A 19,835-nucleotide genomic window follows, 5' to 3' on the forward strand; every position below is an offset into this window, starting at 1 on the left:
ATGCACGACCCCATCGGCAGTTTCGAGAGGATCCGGGACCTCTACCTCACCTACCTCGAGACGGCCTTCCGCGTCCGGGACGAGGGCATCTCCCGAGAGCGGCGGGCGCTTCTCGAAGGCGAGCTGAGCTCCGAAGGGTCGACCGACGCGCTAGCGACGGACCCGCTCGTCGAGCCCGTCCCGCGGTACGCCCCGGCGACGGACGGCGCAGGGCGCCCGGTCCACCTCCACGACCTCACCGACGACGAGCACGGCCACCGCCTCCCAGGGTTCACCTCGGCCGAGCGGGAGGCGTTCGTCGACCTCGCTCTCGCGGGCCTCTTCGACGCCGCGCCCATCCCCGAGGGAACTCCCGTACGGCGGAGAGCGGACTACCCGCTCTACGAGCACCAGGCCGACATGCTTTCGCGGGGCGTTCAGGCAGGCCGGCCCGGCGTCGTCACGTCGGGGACCGGCTCAGGTAAGACCGAGGCGTTCCTCTTACCCGTCCTCGCGAGGATCGCCAAGGAGGCGGCGTCGTGGCCGGCTCCCAAACCGGGCTACCTCGGCGGCCGGTGGTGGCGTCAGGGCGGCGACTTTCGACCCCACCGCGAGGGCGAGCACCCGGACCGCCCCGCCGCCGTCCGCGCCCTCGTTCTCTACCCGATGAACGCGCTCGTCGAGGACCAGCTCACCCGCATCCGCCGAGCGCTGGACTCCCCGGAGGCCCGCCGCGTCATGGACGACCGCTTCCGCGGCAACCGGGTCTTCTTCGGGCGCTACACCAGCGCGTCGCCCGTGACGGGGCACCTCGACCACCCGCGGCCCGGCCCAGACGAGGCCGAACGAAAGAAACGCGTGGTCGAACGACTCGCCGCCGCGCTCGCCGACGCCGAGCAGACGCAAGCCGCGGCCCGCGACCACGACGCCGCAGCAGAGAAAGCGGCCCGCGAACGGAGCGGCCCGACGCCCGAGCCCACGCGTTACCTCTTCCCGTCCGTCGACGGGGCCGAGCTTCTCTCACGGTGGGACGCCCAGCGGACCCCGCCCGACCTCCTCGTCACCAACACCAGCATGCTGAGCGCCATGCTGGTCCGCGAGGTCGACGCCCCGGTCTTCGACCGGACGCGTGCGTGGATCGAGTCCGACCCCGACGCCTACTTCTACCTCGTACTCGACGAGCTCCACCTTCAGCGAGGGTCGGCCGGGACGGAGGTGGCCTACCTCCTCCGCGTCCTGCTGGAGCGCCTCGGGCTCACTCAGCCCGAGCACCGGCACAAGCTCCGCGTCCTCGCCTCTAGCGCGTCGCTCCCCGTCGACCAGGAGCCCGAGCGGAGTCGGAGCCTCCAGTACCTCTACGACTTCTTCGGGAACCACGGGCTCCATGGACACGAAGGGGCCGTTCCCATCGACGCGCCCGAGGCCTGGGCCGGGGCCGTCGTCGACGGGCACCCACTTCTCCCGAGCCCGGCGGAGACGGGCTTCCTCGACCCCGCGCCGTTCGTTGGTCTTCTTGATGCGTACGAGGGTGCGGAACGGGAGGCGCTCGGCCATCCTCGCCATCATGAGGCCGCCTGGCGCGCGGCGGCGACGGGCTTGGGGCTTGGCGAGGGCGGCGACCTCGTGGACTTGGCTCCCGCCGTCGTTCGCGAGTGCGGAGCACATCTCGTCCGGGCGTGCCTCGACGACGGTCGCCCCCGTGCCACGGCCACGACGGCCCTCGCCCGCACCCTCTTCGGGTTCGCCTCCCCCGCGGCTCTGCGGGCGGTCCGGGGGCTCCTCGTCGCCCGCGGGCTCGGCGACGCTCTCCCGACGTGGTGGCCCGAACGGGCCTCGACGTTCGCCAAAGCCCTAGCGGCCGAGCCTTCCTTCCGGGTTCACCTCTTCTTTCGGGCCATCGAGGGGCTCTTCGCGGCTCCCGATGAGCCGTCCGCCGTCGATCCCCAATTCCAATCGGAGGGCCGGATGCTCGGGCCGCTCTCCGTCGAGCGCGGCGAGCGGTTCGCCGAGCGAGCCGACGGCTCGCGAGGCCACCGCATGCTCGAGCTCCTCTATTGCGAGTGCTGCGGTGAACTCTACCTCGGCGGACGGCGGAGCGAGGTCGATGGGGCCATCGAGCTCCTGCCGTACGAGCCCGACGTCTCGAACCTCCCCGAGGCCGCTCGTCAGCGGCTCTTCGAGGAGCTCTCCTACGACGACTACGCCGTCTTCTGGCCCTCGACGCGAACCCCGGCCGAGACGCCGAGTGGGGAGCCCGAGGCCGGCACGTGGCAGCGGGCCGTCCTCGACCCGTCCGCCGGCGTGGTCCGTCTCACTCAGTCCCGGACCGACGGCGTCGTCGGTAAGCTCTTCGTCCGCGGCCCTGGGCACCACGACCGCCGCCACGGCCGGGCCAACGACGAGCCCGGGACGGCCGTCCCCTTCGCGTGCCCGTACTGCGGGACGAACTACGGCTTCCGGAAGCCTGAGATGCGGCTCTCCCCACTCCGAAGCTTCCGGGCCGGCTTCGCCAAGACGACCCAGCTCCTCGCTACGGAGCTGTTCGACGTGCTCCGGCTCGGGTCCGACGACCCCAAGCTCATCTCGTTCTCGGACAGCCGGCAGGAGGCGGCCCGCGCCGCGCTCGACGTCGAGGCTGGCCATCACGCCGACCTCCGACGTGACCTCCTCGTCGCCGCTCTCCGCGAGGCGGCCCGCTCCGACGCCGCCCTCGACCCTGACGAGGTCGAGGCGCAGATCCAGAAGGCCATCGAGGCCCGTGACTTCGAGCGCGCCGGCATACTTGACGCGGCCCTCAAAGCCGCCCAGGCGGCGGGGGCCGACGACGCCATCCCGCTAGACCGCGTCGTCGAGAGCAACGACCGCAAGGACTTCCAGTCCGCCGCGGGCGGCACGCGCCGCCCGCTCCGGCCCTTCGTCGCGGGCTTCGTCCGGCTCGGGCTCCACCCGGCCGACGACGCCGGCGTCGCCCCGGTCACGTACCGGCACGGCGACGAACGCCTCGAGCGACACTGGGCCGAGCTGTTCGCCGTCGACGCCGACGGCCGGCCGGACTGGCGGGACGACCCGGCCCACGCCGCCGAGATCGACCAGGCCCGCGTTGCCCTCGTCGACCAAGTCCAGCGCGTCCTCACGGACGCCCTGTTTAGCCGGAACTACTTCGCCCTCGAAGAGACCGGCCTCGGCTACCCCTGCCTCCTCAACGTACCCCCCGGCGAGCGGTCCGAGGCCGACGCGTTCCTCCGCGTGCTCACTGACGCCTATCGGCTCCGCGACGACCCATGGGCGAAGCCCGGCGACGAGCGCGGCAAGCCGTGGGCCTCCGCGGCCGACGTGCCCAAGCGGAACCGGCTCCGCCGGTTCGCGGAGCGGGCCGGGCAGGACCCCGACGCCGCCCTGGACCGCGTCCTCCGGCGCCTCCGGGCGTCGGGCCACCCCGACGGGTTCGTCGCAACGGCCCAACTCGGCGTCCGCCTCGTCGGGCCTGCCGACCCGTTCTGGCGGTGCGGGCACTGTGGCCGGGTCCACCTCCACCGCGGCGTCGGGGCGTGCACCCGGTGCTTCCAGCCCCTCCCCAGTGCGCCCTCCGGCGAGGCCGGAGCCCTCCGCCGTCGGCACTACCTCGCCAAGCGCGTCGAGCGCAGCGCGCCCCCGTTCCGCCTCCGATGCGAGGAGTTGACCGGTCAGACGTTCGATCCCGCCGACCGCCAGCGCCGCTTCCGCGGCGTGGTCCTCGGCGCGGCCACCTCCGGGACGGGCCTTCCCGACGCCGTCGAGGGCCCGCTCCGCCGGGTCGCGAGCGAGGTCGACCTCCTCACGGTCACGACGACGATGGAGGTCGGCGTCGACGTGGGCAGCCTCCAGGCCACCGTCCAGGCCAACATGCCGCCCCAGAGGTTCAACTACCAGCAGCGCGTCGGACGGGCGGGTCGGCGACGCCAGGCGTTCTCCGTCGTCCTCACGGTCTGCCGTAACCGGAGCCACGACCTCCACTACTTCCGCCACCCCGAGGCCATCACCGGCGACCAGCCGCCGCCGCCGTTCCTGTCCAAGTCGCTCCCCGAGCCGGCCCTCCGGTTCGCGCGGAAGGCGTGGCTCTCGCGGGCGTTCGAGCACGTTCGCAGCGCGTGCGCCCAGACTGGGGAGCCGTTCCCGTACGACGACCTCCGTCCGCCGGACGTCCACGGCGAGTTCGTCCCGACGGCCGACTTCTTCGCCGGCCCGGTCTGGGCCGACCGGCTCCGCCGCGCGCTCGCGGCGACGAAGTCGTACGCCGACCGCCTGCTCGGCGTGCTCGCCGAGAGCTCCCCGCTCGGCCGGCTCGACCTCGGCGTCGACGACCTCCTCGCCGACGTGGCGTCCGTTGACCCGACCGCCGAGGGGCGACTGGAGGCGACCGCCGAGGGGCTCGGCCAGACGCTCGCCGAGGCGGGCCTCCTCCCCATGCTCGGCATGCCGACCCGCGTCCGCGACCTCTACTACGACGCGGAGCCGAAGGGGAACCCCTTCCGACCCCGGGCCGAGTGGAAGACGATCGACCGTGACCTCGACGTCGCCATCTACGAGTTCGCCCCCGGCGCCGTCCTCGTCAACGACAAGCGCCAGCTCGAGTGCGTCGGGTTCACGGGGCCGCTCCCCGAGACGCCTAAGAAAGACGCCTCGGGACGGTGGACCTACGAGCCTCGAGCCCGCGCTCTCGGCGCCCCCTTCTGGCTCGTCGAGTGCGAGCGGTGCGGGGGCTGGAACCGCCTCGACCGCGCGCCCGACCTCGCCGCGCCCGACCCCTGTGAGAACTGCGGGGCCGCGCTCGACGCGACGGCCGCGGCCGAGCACCGCGTGCCGAACGGGTTCCGCACCGACCTCCGGCCGAAGCCGTTCGACCCGGGGCTCCGCTCGCCGCGGCGGTCGGGCTTCGGCCTCGTCGCCGAGAGCCATCCCGCCCCGTTCGGCGACGGCCCCGGCAACCTCGCCTGCGCGTTCTCCTCCCGCGCCCGTACCTACCGCGTCAACGGGGGCGACGGGGCCGGGTACCGGGCGGTGACGGTCCGGGATTGGAAGTACCCCCGGCGCACGCTCCCGGGACAGCCCGTCCTCGTGGACCAGGTCGTCGCTGCCGAAGACCTCGACGAGGTCCGCGACCGGTTCGACCTCGACGGGCCGCGGTTCGACGGCCTCCACCTCGCGGCCCCGAAAACGACCGACGCCCTCTACCTCGCCCCCCGCGCCATCCACCCCCACCTCGACCTCCTCCCGCGCCGCGATGGGAAGCGGACGGTCGCCGTCCGGGCCGCCGCGCTCTCGGCCGCGTTCCTCCTGACCTACCGGGCCGCTGAGGCGCTCGACGTCGACCCCGACGAGCTCGAGGTCGTCGAGCCCCGCGTCGTCCGCCTCGAGGATGGGGCGCCGCCCGTCCCCGCGCTCCAAATCACCGACCAGCTCGTCAACGGGGCCGGCTACTGCCGGCAGCTCCACGAGCGCGACGCCGACGGCGTCCCCCTCGCCGTCCGCCTGGCCCGGTCCGTCGTCGGCGACCCCGGCCGCAGCCCGCTCGCGGACCTCCTCGCTCCGGGCCACCCCGACGCCTGCGACCAGGCCTGCTACCGCTGCCTCCAGCGGTACGGGAACCAGCCGTACCACGGCCTCCTCGACTGGCGGCTCGGCCTCGCCTATCTCCAGGCGCTCCTCGACCCCGCGTACGACTGCGCTCTCGGCGGGGCCGGCGGCGACCCGGCAACGGCCGACTGGCTCGACCTCGCCCACCGCTACGCGACCGACCTCGTCCGCTTCGACGGGGCCGGCGAGGTCCGCGAGGCCGGCGGCCTCGTCGCCTTCCAGGTCCATCCCCACGGCCGGTGGGCGGTCGTCGTCCACCCGCTCTGGAACGTCCGCGGCGACATCCTGCCCCCGAGGGTCGAGGAGGCGCTCGACGAGATCGAGCTCGGCGACGAGCAGGGGAGGGCCGTCTGCGTCGACACCTTCGACCTCGCCCGAAGCGCGCTCACGGTCCGGGGTCGCCTCCTCTCGTGACGCCGTCCCCGCTCCCCCCGCCGGTTCGGAGCGTCGTCGGCCCGGACGCCCTCTCGGCGTCCGGGCTTGGTCGAGCGTCACAGTGCCCGCTCTCGGCCGCACTCGACGCGGACCCCGACGCCCCCCGTCTGCCGGTCCACCCCCGCGCCCTCTACGGCCGGGTCCTCCACCGCCTCGTCGAGGCCGCCGCACGCGGCCAAGTGGACGACCGGGACGGATTCGCGAGGGGCGCTCGCCGCGCGGTCGACGCCCTCCTCGCCGAGCTCCCCGAGCGGACGCCCGCCCCGCAACGTGTGCTCGGGGCGCTCGAGTGGAGGCGCAGGCGGGCCGACGCCGTCGCGGTCGCGCGGTCCGTCGCCGGCAAAGCACCCGTTCGCCGCGGAGCCTCGGCTCCAGCCCGCTCGCCGGACCGCCCTGAACCTTGGACCGTGGCGGACGGCCGGTGGACGGAGGTGGTGCTCCGGAGCGACGTGCTCCGCGTGACGGGGCGGGCCGACCTCGTCGAGCGCTCCGGCGACCTCGTCCGCATCTCGGACTTGAAGACCGGGTCGCCGACGACCTCCGACGGTACCGTCCGCGCGTCGGTCGTCCTCCAACTCCGCGCTTACGGTCTCGTCGCGGCCGAGAGGCTGCCCAGCGCGCGGATCGAGCTCCGCGTCGTCGGCACGTCGTCCTTCGACGTTTCATTCAATGAGGGCGACCGGGACGCCGCGCTGAGGACGATCCGTTCGGTCTCCGACCAACTCCCGCCGTCGCGCCACGTCTCCGCTGCGGACCTCGCCAGACCGGGGGCCGCGTGCGGGTCATGCCGCCATCGACACCGTTGCGGGCCGTACCTGGCGAGCGCTCCGAGTTGGTGGAGGGACGGCGAGGACTTCCCGTTCCCCCTCGACCTCTGGGGGACCGTCGAGTCCGTCAGGAGCGGAGGGGAGACGTCGGACCTCGTTCTCCGCGACCCCACAGGGCGCCGGGTCCGCGTCGCCGGGCTCCGTGCAGCGCTCGCGCGCGACCTCGAACCCGGCGACGCCCTCTTCGCGTTCGGCTTCGACGAACCGACTGGGCGCCGGGGTCCCAGCTGGCGCCCGGCCCCGCTCGTGCTCCGCGACCTCGACCCCGACACGGGTGCCGCGGCGTGGTCGCTCGCCGTGTTCGGCCCCCCGCTCCCCGACGTGCCGCCGCTCCCCGTCCGATCACCCGCCCACTGACCCGACTGATGGCGACCTACGACATCCGACTCGTCTACGAGGCCGGCCCCGACCCCGTCACGCGCGAGCCGCTCGGCCGAGACGATGAAGTCGTCACGGTTGCCGCAGACTCCCCTTGGGAGGCCCGCTCCCGCGCTTTGGCGTCCGCCACCACCCGCGCGATGGGCCGCGTCGTCAGGGCTTACGACCTCGCCACCGGTGAAGAGGTCAGGCCGCCGCTCTCCGAGGGGTTCCGGCCCGGGCGGTTCCGCGTGGACGGCCTCGACGGGACCTACGATGGCTTCACTCGCGGCGAGACGTGGAACGGGTTTGCCGTCCCCTACTTCCCCCTCGCCGAAGCCCGCCGCATCGCGGCCGACTTCGCCGCGCAGCCTCCGAACCCGGACGGCCAGCCCATCGGCGAGTACGACGCCGACCGAGACGTCGTCCGGCTGCGGGATCCTTCGTCGGACGACTGGGACGAGACGCCGCGCGTCGAGATCGACGGCCGTTCGCTCTACCCCGTTGGCGCCCACCTCTGGACGTGGGAGGAGGCGGAGCGGTGACCGGGCCGAACGCTGGGGACCGTGACGACGAAGCACCGTCGGAGACCACGCGGCGGCGGATGTCCCGCGTCGGGTCGAAGGACACGGGACCCGAGATGCGCGTCCGCCAGACGGCCCACGCCCTCGGCTACCGCTACCGGCTTCACGCGCGGGACCTCCCCGGCTCGCCGGACCTCGTCTTCCGAGGCCGGAGGAAGGTGATCTTCGTCCACGGCTGCTACTGGCACCGCCACCCGGGGTGCAAGCGGGCCTCGATGCCCTCGACGCGGCGTGAATACTGGCAGGCCAAGTTCGACCGGAACGTCGCGCGCGACGCCGACGCCGAGACCGCCCTGCGAGAGGCTGGTTGGGACGTCCTCGTCGTGTGGGAATGCGAGACGAAAGACTCCCATGGGCTCAAGGACCGGCTCAGGCGGTTCCTCGGATAGCCTCGATCAAGGTCCGAAGGTCGGCCACCGCCATCATCGGTCGGCTCCTGTGGATCATCCGGTGGCAGTTCGCACAAAGAAGTGCGAGGTCACGGAGACGCGTCGCGCCGCCTCCGGGCCGGAGCGACGACACGGGTACGGTGTGGTGGCATTCGATGAAGCCGTCTCCGAGCTCTCCGTACGTCGCAGAGAAGTCGAAGCCGCACGTCTCGCATGTCAGACGCCCTTGCTCTGCCATGGCTCTCTTCTTCCTACGGACGGCTCCTGCGTTCCGTTCACGCGTCCGATGCAGCCTCGTGAGCAAGCGGCCCTCGGCGAACTCCTCCATGTCCTCTCCCAGATCCAGCGCGTCGCTTCCGACGAGCGATCGGATGGCGTCCGCTGCGTTCCCGATCGCGTCGGGATCCCCGCCGAAGTCGTCCCACACCTCGCGCTCGACGCGGCCCCCGCGTGGCAAGCCGCTCCCGACGTGCTCCGGGTCGACGGCCAACAAGTTGCCGAGCTTCATCGACACGCTCGTCGGGTTCCTGAACGTCGCCAGACGGTCGCTTGGGGCGTGGAGGGGCAATCGCCCCAAGAGGTCACTCAGCGCGACCACCTCCGGATCCGTCGCGGGGAGCTGGCGGCGCCCAGCCGCGAAGTAGAGGTCGAGGGCGAGGATGACCTCGTCGCGGCTCCAGTTCGGGTTGCGCGTCGTGCCCACGGCCCTCAGAGCCGTTTCACCGCCCGGCGGTGTCGGGGGTCCGCCGCTGGGAGGAGCTCGTCGTCGGAGATGGCCTCGGGACTGTCGAGGAGCCTAGCCAGGACCCGCCCGTGCAACCCGGTGAAGAGGGGGGGGACGGCCTCGCCGATCATGGTGCGGACCGTTCCCAGTCCGCGACGGACGGCCTCGCCCCATTGAAACGAATCGGGGAACGTCTGAAGCTTCTGGCACTCGTACGGGCTGAGGACGCGGGGCTCCCGGTGGTGGAGCGTCACGTCGCTCCCGACGCGTCCCGACGCGGTCGTTACCGTCGAGGCCGGCGCGTCGGCGCGCATCCGGCGGTAGCTCGAGTTTCGAAACCCCTTTACGAGCCGGGGAGCGCCGTCCGTGACGACGACGGGGCGGAGGAGCGGCTCCCCGCACGTCGGGCACGTGGCCTCATCCTCACCCACGCTGAGGTTCTCGCACCCCGCCTCGCAGCACCGGTTCTCCCACGCGCTACCGCCTTGGTCAGGAGGGATCGAGTCGACCATCGCGAACTGGCGCTCTGACCACACGGGCACGGCGTGGAGTCCCCCGAACCCATCCGCACGTGCCGCGTCCGGGCTCCCGGCGCTGAGCGGCGGGACGCCCGCGAGAGCCTCCGCGACCGTCACGCGTTCGCCGCCGTAGTCCGGCGCACAACGGGGGAGGGGGTACGGCGTCAGGCCGCGCGCCTCGAGCACGGAGAACGCCGGGAGGTCGCGCCGGACGAACGTGGTGAACGCCCGTCGCCGCGACTGAGGAACGCCGAAGTCGGCCAGATCCACGACGACGGGATACGCCTCGTACCCGAGCGCGTCGAGCTTGTCCGTGAGATACCGCGCGGCCGTGACCGCCGCGGCCGTCTCCGGGTGGCGGACCTTCCGAGTCAGGAACTGGGGCACGTTCTCCACCACGACGAACTGAGGGCGCGACTCCGCGACCACGTCGGCGATCACCGTGACGAGCAGGTTCCTCTCGTCCTTGGAACCCGCGTCTGGGTCGTCCCCTCTCCCGAGGTCGTTCCGGGCCGCGCTCATACCTTGGCATGGGGGGCACGCGGTCAACAGCGCGAGGGGGGCGCTCTCGGCCGTGCTCCTCCGCCGCGCGTCTAGCCTCGTGAGGACGTCCCGCCACGTCTCGCGGAGATCCCCTTCTATGGTGTCCGCCTGTGGGTGGTTGAGGTGGCACACGGCGAGCCGGTCCGGCTCCAGCTCCGCCATGACCTCGAAGCGAAACCCGGCCTCCACGTAGCCCAGGTCCCCTGCGCCGCAGTTCGAGAACAAGCTGGCGGACCTCTTGGGCACCGTCACGACCAGAGGGAAGAAACGGACGCCACAGAGTCATCCGGCTCCAGGGGGAGCTCTTTGGTGACCCTCTCTGCCATCCGGCCTTGGGCTGCGAGTAGCTCGACCGTGCCGGTCCGGATCTCGGCATCCCCGACCTTCACGCCCTTGACTTTCGAATATGTGGGCGTCGGTGGAGGCATGAGCAGAGGCAGAACGGGGAGGCGCAAGCTAGCCATTGAGTGTGTCCCAGGCTGCCGGCGAGAGGGAGGGGAGCCCATGTGAAGCGAAGAGCCGCCAGTCAGGTCCGGCCTTCCGGACGATCCTGTTCCATTGCTTGTTACAGCCCAGAAGCCCTTCAGCGCCAGGGCAAGGTAGTTGACTCAATAGAACGAGTTGACAAATATTGTCAACTAGGCTAATTTGGTCAAATGCCAACCGATCCCACCGGACTCGAGACCGAGATGCGGGCCGCCGTCGACGTGCCCCGCTGGCTCCACGACTGGACCGGCCTCGACATCCACGTCGAGGAGGAGGCCGAGAGGGGAGGGGCCCGGGTTGACCTCGCGGGCACGCTCGGGGGGGCCCCGTTCGTCGTTGAGGTCAAGGCCGAGGGGGGCGTCGCCGCCGTCCAGCGCGCCATCGACGGCCTCCAGGCCGTCGGCGACGCGGCCCGCATCGTCGTCGTCCCGTTCATGTCGCCCGCCGGGCGCGAGCGGTGCGAGGCCGCGGGGGTCTCCTGGATCGACCTCTCGGGCAACGCCCAGCTCCGCGTCCAGCGCGGCGACCTCCGCGTCGCCGTCCACGTCGAGGGCAAGCCCGACGCGTTCCGCGGCCCCGGGCGCCCCCGCAACGCGTTCGCCCCCAAGGCCGCCCGCGTCGTCCGCCTGCTCCTCGCCGACCCCACACGCCGGCTCACCCAGGCCGAGATCGCCGAGGCCACCGACCTCGGGCCGGGCTACGTGAGCCGGATCGTCCGGCACCTCGAGGACGAGCGGCTCCTCGACCGCGACGACGCCCGCGCCGTCGGGCCCCCCGACCCCGGCCTCCTCCTCGACGCCTGGGCCGACGCCGACGCCTTCCGCCACGAGGTCCTCGGCGGCCACGTCCCCGGCCGCACGGGCGAGGAGCGCGCCCGTCGGCTCCAGGACGCCCTCGCGGACCACGGGCTCCGCCACGCCTTCACCGGCCTCGCCGCCGCCTGGGCCTACACCCACGCCGCCGCCTTCCGGTCCGTCGCGTGCTACGTCGCCGGCGACGCCGCCGCGCGCGCCCGCGCCCTCGCCGACGCCGGGTTCCGCGCCGACACGGCCGCCCCGAACGCCCGCGTCCTCCTGCCCGCCGACGAGGGCGTCTTCGACGGGGCCCGCGCGGCCTCCGGCCTCGAGTGCGTCTCGCCGGTCCAGGCCGTCGTCGACCTCGCGCACGAGCCGGAGCGGGCCGCCGAGTTCCGCGAGGCGCTCCGCGAGCGGGCGCTCGCCGGATCCCCAGCGGACCACGACACGACCGCCGCCGACTGATGGCCGACCCCAAGCCGCTCTACGCCACCGACTACTCGCCCGAACAGGTCGACCGGACCGTCCGGGCGCTCCTCCAGGTCGCCGTCGCCCTCGGCGACGACCTCCCCCACGTCGTCCTCGTCGGTGGCCTCGTCCCGCTCTTCCTCGTCGACCAGGCCGAGGCGGCCACGCGCGACGAGGCCCACGTCGGCTCGGCGGACGTCGACGTCGCCCTCCACTTCGCGCTCCTCGACGAGGACCGCTACGACGCCCTCGCCGGGCGCCTCGCCGCGAGCCGGTTCGAGCCCGACGAGAACGCCCGGGGCAACCCCACCCCCCAGCGGTGGAGGTACGGGCCGGCCCCCTCCGTCAAGGTCGACTTCCTCATCGACGAGACCGAGACCGACGACGGAACCTGGGACCGCGTCCTCCACCTGGGCGAGGGCCTCGCCGCCGTCCGCGCGCTCGGGCTGGCGCTCGCCTTCGACGACGCCGTCGAGCACGAGCTGGACGGCGACACCCTCGACGGCGCCCACGCCCGACGCACGATCCGCGTCTGCGGCCCCGGCGCGTTCGTCGTCCTCAAGGCGCTCGCGTTCCGGAACCGGGCCGCGCGGAAGGACGCGTACGACCTCGCCTACGTCCTCCGGAACGTCGGGGGCGGGCCCGAGGGCGTCGCCGACCACTTGGCGCCGTTCCGGGACCACCCCGCCGTGCAGCGCGCCGTCCGAGTGCTCCAGGAGGACTTCGGGTCGGAGCGGGAGACCGGTCCCCGCGCGGCGTCGGCCTTCCTCTACGCCGAACGGATCGACCCGGACTACGTCGCGGGCGTCGCGGGCTCGGTCCAGATCGTCCTCCGGCGACTCCAGGCCACCGGCTGACCAGCACTTACTGGCGCCTCACCGATTGCGTCACCAGCAGCGACCACCCTAGAGCCCGCTCGCGCTGACCTCGATCCATGCCTCGGCACCGCTACAGAACCTCGGACACGATCGGGAAGATCGGTGCGGCCGCCTTCCGAAGCTGGGCGGAGGCCGTCGGGCTCGTCGTCAACGAGTCGGCCGACGACCAGGCTGGGTGGGACTTCATCGTCGAGTCCAATCCCGAGGCGGCCCACGAGCCGCCAGCGGACCCCTTCGGGCATGCCGACTCCTTCCCGGTCCGCGCCCGAGTGCAGGTCAAGGCCACCGACAAACGGGACGGGGCCATCGACATGAAGTTGAGCAACTGGGTCCGGCTTGTCGAGTCGCCCGACCCGGCGTTCGTCTTCGTCGCCGAGCTCGACGGCAAGGACATCCCCCAACGGGCGTGGCTCTACCACGTCGGCGAGGACGACTGGCGCGACATCGAGCGGCGGAAGTGGGAGAACGAGACGGGGCACGGCAAGAAGGCGAAGCGCCCGCTCCACAAACTGTCCCGGCGACTCCGGTACGGCGCACACGATGCGCTCCCGTCCCTGGACGGTTGTGCCCTCCTCGACGCGATGGCCGACGCCGTCGGACCGTCGCCCTCCGAGTACGCATCGCGCAAAATGACCGTAGTCCGCGAGGCGGGGTACGAGCGAGGCAACGCGACGGTCCGCCTCCGGATCGGCGGTGACGCTCCCCCGGACGTCACGCTCGCGGAGGCCCAACTCGGTCTGCGGCCCCGCGTCCGTGTTCGCGACGTCCACGTCGCGCCCATGCGTTTCGGCGTCACCCACGAGGGCCGTGTCCACGTCGTCGGAGACGCCGAGCTGTTTGTGCAGACGGCCGCGCCCGGGGTGCCTGTGGAGGTCGAGTTGGAGGCTAGCGGCGACGTCGCCCGCGTCCCGGCCACGCTGCACGTGCCCCACGCCTTCACTCACCGACTGGCGTCCGGTCAGGACCCCGAGGGGCTGAGCCTCCGAGCCCGGTCGCCCGAACTCGACCTCGTCGTCCGGTTCGGACGGGCGTCGTCGCTCAACTTGAGTTCCCCGGCATCGGATCACCCCACCCCTCTCCGCTCTCTCCTCGTCCTCTCGCGGGCGACCCGGGTAATGGGCTCGGCGGCCCGGAACGGCGTCCCGCTCGACATTCGGGTCGTGGGTCCGGACGGGGTCGCACTCAAGCTGAAGCAGGATCCAGTCCCTCCCAGTGAGGGCGGCATCAACATCGATGACTTTCCACCCGACTGGCTCCTCGACGGCGTCGAGGACGCGTGGCACGTCGCCCGTGTGTTCGAAGCGGAGAACGAGGTGGTGACCACGATCGACGAGATTGCCGAGAGCGCCCTCGGTCTCTCGCAACTCCGGTCCTTCGCCGACGGGAGCGCCGACGGGGCGTACCGTTTTGAGTGGGAACCCGGTGCCGAAGGCGAAGGACCGCAGCGTTTGACCGAGCTGTCCGAGGCCGTCATCGTGGCCTACCACGCGGCGCTGGGGGCGACTCGCTTCAGCGTCGCGGCCCACCTCGGGGGCTCTTTGGAGTTCGAACACCCCTGTGCCTACTCGGTCCATTTCGGCTCGGTCGACCACCAGGTGCTGCGAGCGACCAAGATGGCCGCGCCCCCGCCGGATCTGGCGGCCCTCGCAAACCGGTCGTGCCAGAAGCTTGGGAAGGTCGCCCTCCTGTGCCTCCTCGTCGAAGACCAGATGCGTATGCTGCTCCCCGGTCCGAGCGGTGAGCTCCCACCACCCGCTGGCCAGGACTAGAGGGCACCTCCCTCGGAGCCATCCTCGTCGAAGAGCCATCACTCGCGGACGTACTCGGCGAGCATGGCGGCCGACTTGTGCCACGCGCTACTGGATAAAACGCACGGACCGCCCCAGCATCCTTAGCCGTCGCCTACGCGCTGCGCTAGTTCGAACGCGACGGGGACTTGCTGCGTGACCATCGCTCCAAGCAGGTGCCGAAACGCGGCGAACGCCGCCTCGCGCTGGCGGAGCGCCTCGCGGTCGTGCTGCCACACGTGGACGAGAAGCTGAATCGTCAGGTCCACTGACTTGCTGCGAGCCCGCGGACCGACCGTATGGTCTTTCCATAAATGGGCTCCTTCTCGCCGGGCGGCGTCGCTGAGCCAGATTAGACCGTCGAACCGAACCGCGTCAGCTGCAGGCAGAACCAGGAAGGCCGCCAGATGGGCGACGTCCGTGTCACGCCGGAGATGGGTCTCAGCCCACGCTCTCAGGCCCGGCTCAACGGCGGCCACCACCTGGGCTCGGTCCGCCGTCCAGGTCTCCGCCGAGAGGTGCTTGAGTCCCAAGAGGTCGCGCCACAGCTCGTCTCGCCGGAACCATACGCCCGCGTCCGCCAGCGCCCAACGCGCGTGACCCTGTGCGTACTCGATCATCAGCTGCCATCGTCGGAGAACGACCTGAGACGCGCCCAGCACCGCTCGTGGCCACCACTCCATTAAGAACCACGAGACGAGCCCTGAGGCCGACGGTCCGAGGTTGAGAATCGGCTCCCAGTACTCGCGGGCCTCAGCATCGGAGTCGGCCTCTGCGGCGAGTGCCGCCGCGTGCGACGCGACGAACCGGACCCAGGGATCGTCCACACCCTCGAAGTCCTCGGTCGGGGCATCATCTGGGAGCGTGAGCCATTCCGCGGTCTCGCGAACGGCGTCTGCCCAGACGGCCCGCCACCGCTCCCACGACTCCACCTCCGCCAACTCACCTGGCAGAGGGATACCACGGAAGGCCGAGACAGCGAGTCCAGAGTCGAACGGCATATCCGGGCGGGCGCGGTGACCCGGTCGCGCAGATCGAAGCCTCGGCTCGGTGTCCGAGTCACCTGCTGTCAACTCCGACACCGGGGGCACGGTCGCGCTCAGGCTCCCATCGACGAAACGGCGGCTCGCGTCCTCGCGCTCCGCATCGAGCCGGTCGATTTCATCCTGGATGATCGCCTCGCCTCCCTCTGGTGGGAATCTCGCGACGTTCCTGAGCTGCCCCAGCCTCCGATCCGTGCGGGCGAGTCGCAGAATCAAGTGAACAAGGCGCAGGTGGTCGTTCCCTAGGCGCGCCCTCTGTGCCTTGACGCCGTCCACCAGTGCGTCGATCTCCTCGCCGACGCCCGTCAGAGCGAGCCGTGCGACCGCTCGACGGAGTTCTTGGTCGTCTGGGTCGGAAGCCCACACCGTCGGGAGCACACGTGCGGCGAAAGACCGCGCGCTCCACATCCCAAGGCCGGGGTGATCGGAAACCGACCTGGCGGCCTCCAGCAGAGTCGCGCGCGCCCACGCCGCACGCTCAGCGTGCGACGCAGTGCTGCGTTCTCCGAACACGGCGAGGACGGCGGCGATGCCGGCGAGTACATCGAGAGCGCTCTGCGGAGTATCTGCCCACTGACGATCGCTGAGAGCCTCGAGCCGTTCGACGCGCGACCACAACTCGTCGAGACACTCAGGCGTCGCCTCCTTCTCCCGGTCTAGAAGCTGGGAGCAGTCCATCGGCGTCGTGAGCGGAAGCATGTTCGCAACGAACTCGGCCTGAGCTTCGTCATTCCGGACTTGCTGCTCGGGCGGAGGCTGGAACACGAGGATTTGGCGCGCGGGCCCCCCGTCTTCGTCGTCTGTCGCTTCTATGGCGTCCTCCTCGGCCGGCGCCCAATTGTCCGGGTCGAACTGTGCGAGAAGGGTCGGGATGTACTCCCACCCGTGATAGACCGTGTCGACCTCGCGAGACCAACGTTCCCGCGCGTCCGCGACCGCCTCGCGAAAGCTCTCGTCGCTGTGGAGCAGGAAGAGGGCCACGTTGACCAGGGAGGCCCGACGGTGGGGGTACTCGTGCCACTCGCGGTAGGCGTCGTGCTGAGCACGAGGGAGGAGCGTGAATGGCGGCGAGATCGCCGACTTCCACATCATGTTCTGGCTCCCCATGTTCGTCCAAGAGAACAGGTGCGGGCTGAGCAGGAGCGGCCTCAGAGGCCCGAGGAACAGATGGGGCGCCCGCCGCCCGACTGACGCTAGCACGCCGACCATGGCCGTTGAGGTGGTCTCTCGCAGCAGCCGGGCCACGAGAGGGCCGACATCGTCACCCGCCTCGATCCGGTCGTACAGGTGCTTTTCCAGCGCCATCAGCGCGCTCGCCACGACCCCCTCCGATGTAGGGCCGTCGAGGTTCCAGCCGAACACCTCGGCGTGACCGACCGTCTCGATCTCTCCATCGGACGTCGCCAATCGCAAGACGAACGGCTCGGCGCGCTTCCCGTGCCACCGTTCGAACCGGTCGGAATGGTTCTCCGCCCAGCGCTCCGTCGCGTGACGCAGCAACCGGACGATCACCTCAATTCCGGCGTCCTCGTCGAGGGTGAGCAGCTGTCGGAACGGACCGCGGGTGTAGAACGGGGGGTGCCACTGGGGTCGGGCGACGTAGACATCGCGAAGCGGAACCTCGTCGTACCGGTCCCTTGCGGCGGGTGCGCGGATCAAGAGCGCGAGGAGGATCTCGACGGCGGCTTCGGGAGCCGCGACCACGAGCGGTGCCAGCGCTCCCTCTTCGAGGACCACGTGCTGCAAGGACCCATCTACCTCGAAGGCCGGGCCGTCAGGCCACGGCTCAGGCGTCGGACCGGGTGGGCCGAACACGGAGCCCAGAGGGACGCCCTTCTGGCGCGCAAACGCCCGGTTCTCCTCTTTCTCTTCCTCCGTCAGCGGCGGCGGCTCGAACCGTTTGGGGCTGAGTCCGGACGCCTCTCGGAGGATGGCCAGCGCGGGGTCGGTGTCCTGCGACGCCGAGAGGAGCACCGCCGTATACACCGAGCGGCTCACCAGGTCGTCGCTGCGGAGCCCGTAGCTGCCCCGGCCCTCCTTGTCGCGGAGCGTGGCTTCGCCCAGCGCCACGGCCGTCTCTGCGGCCTCGACCCTCATCGGCCAACCGTCGCGCGTGTGCTGAAGCCAGAGCGCGACCACACGCGCCACGACTAGGCGTGCGGGGTAGGGGATCTCGTTCCGGTGCGTGTGGAGCACCGCCAGCGGCGCGACCCAGTACGGCGCGTACGGAATCCGAGCCGAGGCCGCGAGGTACGGTTCCATGTCGGGCGCGACCTCGGCGAGGACCGTGCGGAACGCGTCGTTCGGAACGGTCGCTGAGTGGAGCAGTCGGTGCAGGAGCCGGTTGAGCAAGGCGCCTTCGTCCTCGATGAGGACCGGCCACAAGGCCGTCAGTGCACGCGCGGACCCGACCGTATGCGCCGAGGCTTCGAGCAGCAGGTCGCGCGCGAGGTCCGCCGCGTCGCCCAGGTCCTCGAACGCGGCGAACGCCTCCCGCCAGGACGCCAGTCCGTCGTGTTCGAGAAGGTGGAGGCCGTAGAGCCGAACCGCTCGGTACCACACGGGTGAGTCCATCCGGCTCTTCAAGAACTCCACCAACCGGCCGCTCTCCGTCTGCTCGCGCAGGATTCGGAGCCGGACCCAATCCCCGTAGAGGTCGTGCTCGAACCGGACGCGGTCGTCCCGCCGAGTCAGGAGACGGTCGTCAACGAGTGCCTCCAGCGCGCTCCGTTCACCCGTGTCGAACTCGCCCGACTCAACGCGAACCTCCGTCACCAGGCGATCCGCCTGCTTGCGCGCGAGCGTGGCCGCGGCGGCGCCTCGGTCGAGGGACACGTCGGCGCGCTCGATCTGCTGGTCCCAGAACCACATCGCGAGATGCGACTCGCCGACCGTGTGGAGGTCGAGTCCGCTCGTCGAGTGCAGCGCGAGCAGGTCGAGCACCTTGGGGCGGAGCAGCACGGGCGCCAGGTGCTGCCGCAGACGCAGCGGCCTCAGCTCGGGGAACGCCTCCCAGACGGGCGCCAACTCGTCCACGTCTGGGCTCTCGACCGCGTACGACTCGACGCGCTCGGCCGCTAACCCGTCGCGCCGCAACTCGTCCCGGACGCGCGGCCACGCCTCCGGCGTACAGGTGAGCAGCGTCCGCCAGCCCGGCCGGACCTCTTCGCCGTGGGTCAAGCCCACCGCGGCGAGCAGCGCGCCCACGCGGGCGAAGGCCTCGGGGGCGTACAGCCGGTCCAGCTGGTCGATCACGAGGAGACCCGGAGCGACGTCGTGCTCCATCAACGTCGGGAACGATGGAGATCCTGAGACCACGTTGCCGCGCTCCAACGCGTCCCCGGACGCCCACACCACGCGGCCGGCGTCGTCCTCAAGGGCATTGAGGGCTTCGTGACGCGCGATTACGGACTTCCCGACGCCGGACGCACCTAGCAAGATCACCGCTGGCGCGTCCATGCCCGCTAGATCGGTTCGGGCACGTGACCGGGGGAGCACTACCTGGCCTCCGATCCGGTGGCGGACGCGCCTCGCCGCCTCGGCGCTCGCGTCTCGCAGAGCCTCCCATGCAGGACGGTGGTCCGGTCGGCCGCGCAGCACGAACCGGGGCGGCACCCGGGCGAGCACCCCCGCACGGTCTACGTCTCCCGAGGCGGTGCGCAGACTCCACGCGATCTCTTTGAGCGATTCCCACAGGGCGTCGGCCTCGTCGGCGTCTCCGCTCTGCAGCGTGTCTTGCAACAGTTCCTTCGCGCGCAATCGCCGCAACGAGTTCTGAGCGTTGAGGTCGAACGGGAGCCACAGCACGCGTCGCAGCATCCGGCCCGCTAGGGGAGGGCTCGAGCCTGCGGGCACGAGGTCGTCGGGGCACGCCGCGCTCGCGAGCAGTCCACGGACGGTGTCGTTGGCGCGGTGAGGTCGAGCGACATCCTCGTCCAACTCGTCCGGGCTCTGTGCGTGGGCACGTGCCAGGAGGTCCTGGACATCCGACTCCACGTGGGGCGCAGGAGCCGACACGAGAGCCAGCCAGTCCCGATCCTCGACGAACGCGTCAGACGACGTGCCGAGGAGTTGCTCCCACGCGTCCCGTACGAAGTCCGCCGGGAACGATGCCACGCCGAACTGCGCGCTGCTCTTCACGGAGGCCGCCACGTAGACGGAGCCTGGGTACGTGAGCACGACATCGTCGAGATGCCACACGCTCGCCGGCTCTTGCACGTCCACGCGCTGTGGCACGCCGGGGACCCTCTCGATTAGAGTGCGTCCTGCGATAAGGTGTGCCAGGACGTAGGCCACCACCTCGGTCTCGAAGTCGTACCCGCCGCCGCCGGTCTGCTTCGGAGTCGCGTCGCGTCGGGCCATCGATTAGTGACTAGGGTACCGGTCAGATAGGAGCATAATCTCGCAGTT

The 19,835-nt window shown here is 71.4% G+C and carries 10 protein-coding genes; 7 read left to right on the top strand and 3 right to left on the bottom strand.

Annotation, left to right across the window (positions count from 1 at the left end; genetic code table 11):
• The 4 genes from BSZ37_RS21010 to BSZ37_RS21025 are packed head-to-tail and all read left to right on the top strand — an operon-like array spanning position 1 to position 8,184.
• A complete protein-coding gene (locus BSZ37_RS21010) occupies positions 1-6,006 on the top strand; it encodes a DEAD/DEAH box helicase (protein WP_095512645.1) in 6,006 nt (2,001 codons plus the stop codon).
• On the top strand, positions 6,003-7,211 hold the full coding sequence (locus BSZ37_RS21015; RefSeq protein WP_179299817.1) for a PD-(D/E)XK nuclease family protein: 1,209 nt from the start codon (positions 6,003-6,005) through the stop codon (positions 7,209-7,211). Before BSZ37_RS21010 ends, BSZ37_RS21015 begins: the two co-directional genes overlap by 4 nt.
• Positions 7,212-7,219: 8 nt before the next feature.
• A complete protein-coding gene (locus tag BSZ37_RS21020) occupies positions 7,220-7,756 on the top strand; it encodes a hypothetical protein (RefSeq protein WP_095512647.1) in 537 nt (178 codons plus the stop codon).
• Positions 7,753-8,184, top strand: a complete 432-nt coding sequence (locus tag BSZ37_RS21025) for a very short patch repair endonuclease (RefSeq protein ID WP_281253055.1) — start codon at positions 7,753-7,755, stop codon at positions 8,182-8,184. The genes BSZ37_RS21020 and BSZ37_RS21025 overlap by 4 nt, the downstream gene beginning before the upstream one ends.
• Here BSZ37_RS21025 and BSZ37_RS21030 read toward each other — a convergent pair.
• A complete protein-coding gene (locus BSZ37_RS21030; RefSeq protein WP_095512648.1) occupies positions 8,165-8,887 on the bottom strand; it encodes an HNH endonuclease in 723 nt (240 codons plus the stop codon). The genes BSZ37_RS21025 and BSZ37_RS21030 overlap by 20 nt on opposite strands.
• A 5-nt stretch (positions 8,888-8,892) precedes the next feature.
• The gene (locus tag BSZ37_RS21035; RefSeq protein ID WP_218830618.1) at positions 8,893-10,215 is read right to left on the bottom strand and encodes a DNA cytosine methyltransferase; all 1,323 of its coding nucleotides are present in this window, start codon (positions 10,213-10,215) and stop codon (positions 8,893-8,895) included.
• Positions 10,216-10,625: 410 nt separating this feature from the next.
• Here BSZ37_RS21035 and BSZ37_RS21045 point away from each other — a divergent pair, with 410 nt between their 5' ends.
• The 3 genes from BSZ37_RS21045 to BSZ37_RS21055 all read left to right on the top strand — a co-directional run bounded on the left by BSZ37_RS21045 (position 10,626) and on the right by BSZ37_RS21055 (position 14,364).
• A complete protein-coding gene (locus tag BSZ37_RS21045; protein ID WP_095512650.1) occupies positions 10,626-11,714 on the top strand; it encodes a MarR family transcriptional regulator in 1,089 nt (362 codons plus the stop codon).
• On the top strand, positions 11,714-12,574 hold the full coding sequence (locus tag BSZ37_RS21050; protein WP_095512651.1) for a hypothetical protein: 861 nt from the start codon (positions 11,714-11,716) through the stop codon (positions 12,572-12,574). The genes BSZ37_RS21045 and BSZ37_RS21050 overlap by 1 nt, the downstream gene beginning before the upstream one ends.
• Before the next feature lie 77 nt (positions 12,575-12,651).
• The gene (locus BSZ37_RS21055) at positions 12,652-14,364 is read left to right on the top strand and encodes a hypothetical protein (protein WP_095512652.1); all 1,713 of its coding nucleotides are present in this window, start codon (positions 12,652-12,654) and stop codon (positions 14,362-14,364) included.
• Positions 14,365-14,486: 122 nt separating this feature from the next.
• Here BSZ37_RS21055 and BSZ37_RS21060 read toward each other — a convergent pair whose 3' ends face one another.
• A complete protein-coding gene (locus tag BSZ37_RS21060) occupies positions 14,487-19,787 on the bottom strand; it encodes a hypothetical protein (protein WP_095512653.1) in 5,301 nt (1,766 codons plus the stop codon).
• Between the last annotated feature and the right edge of the window lie 48 nt (positions 19,788-19,835).

Origin of the sequence: Rubrivirga marina, assembly GCF_002283365.1 — a bacterium.
GTDB classification, from domain to species: Bacteria; Bacteroidota; Rhodothermia; order Rhodothermales; family Rubricoccaceae; genus Rubrivirga; species Rubrivirga marina.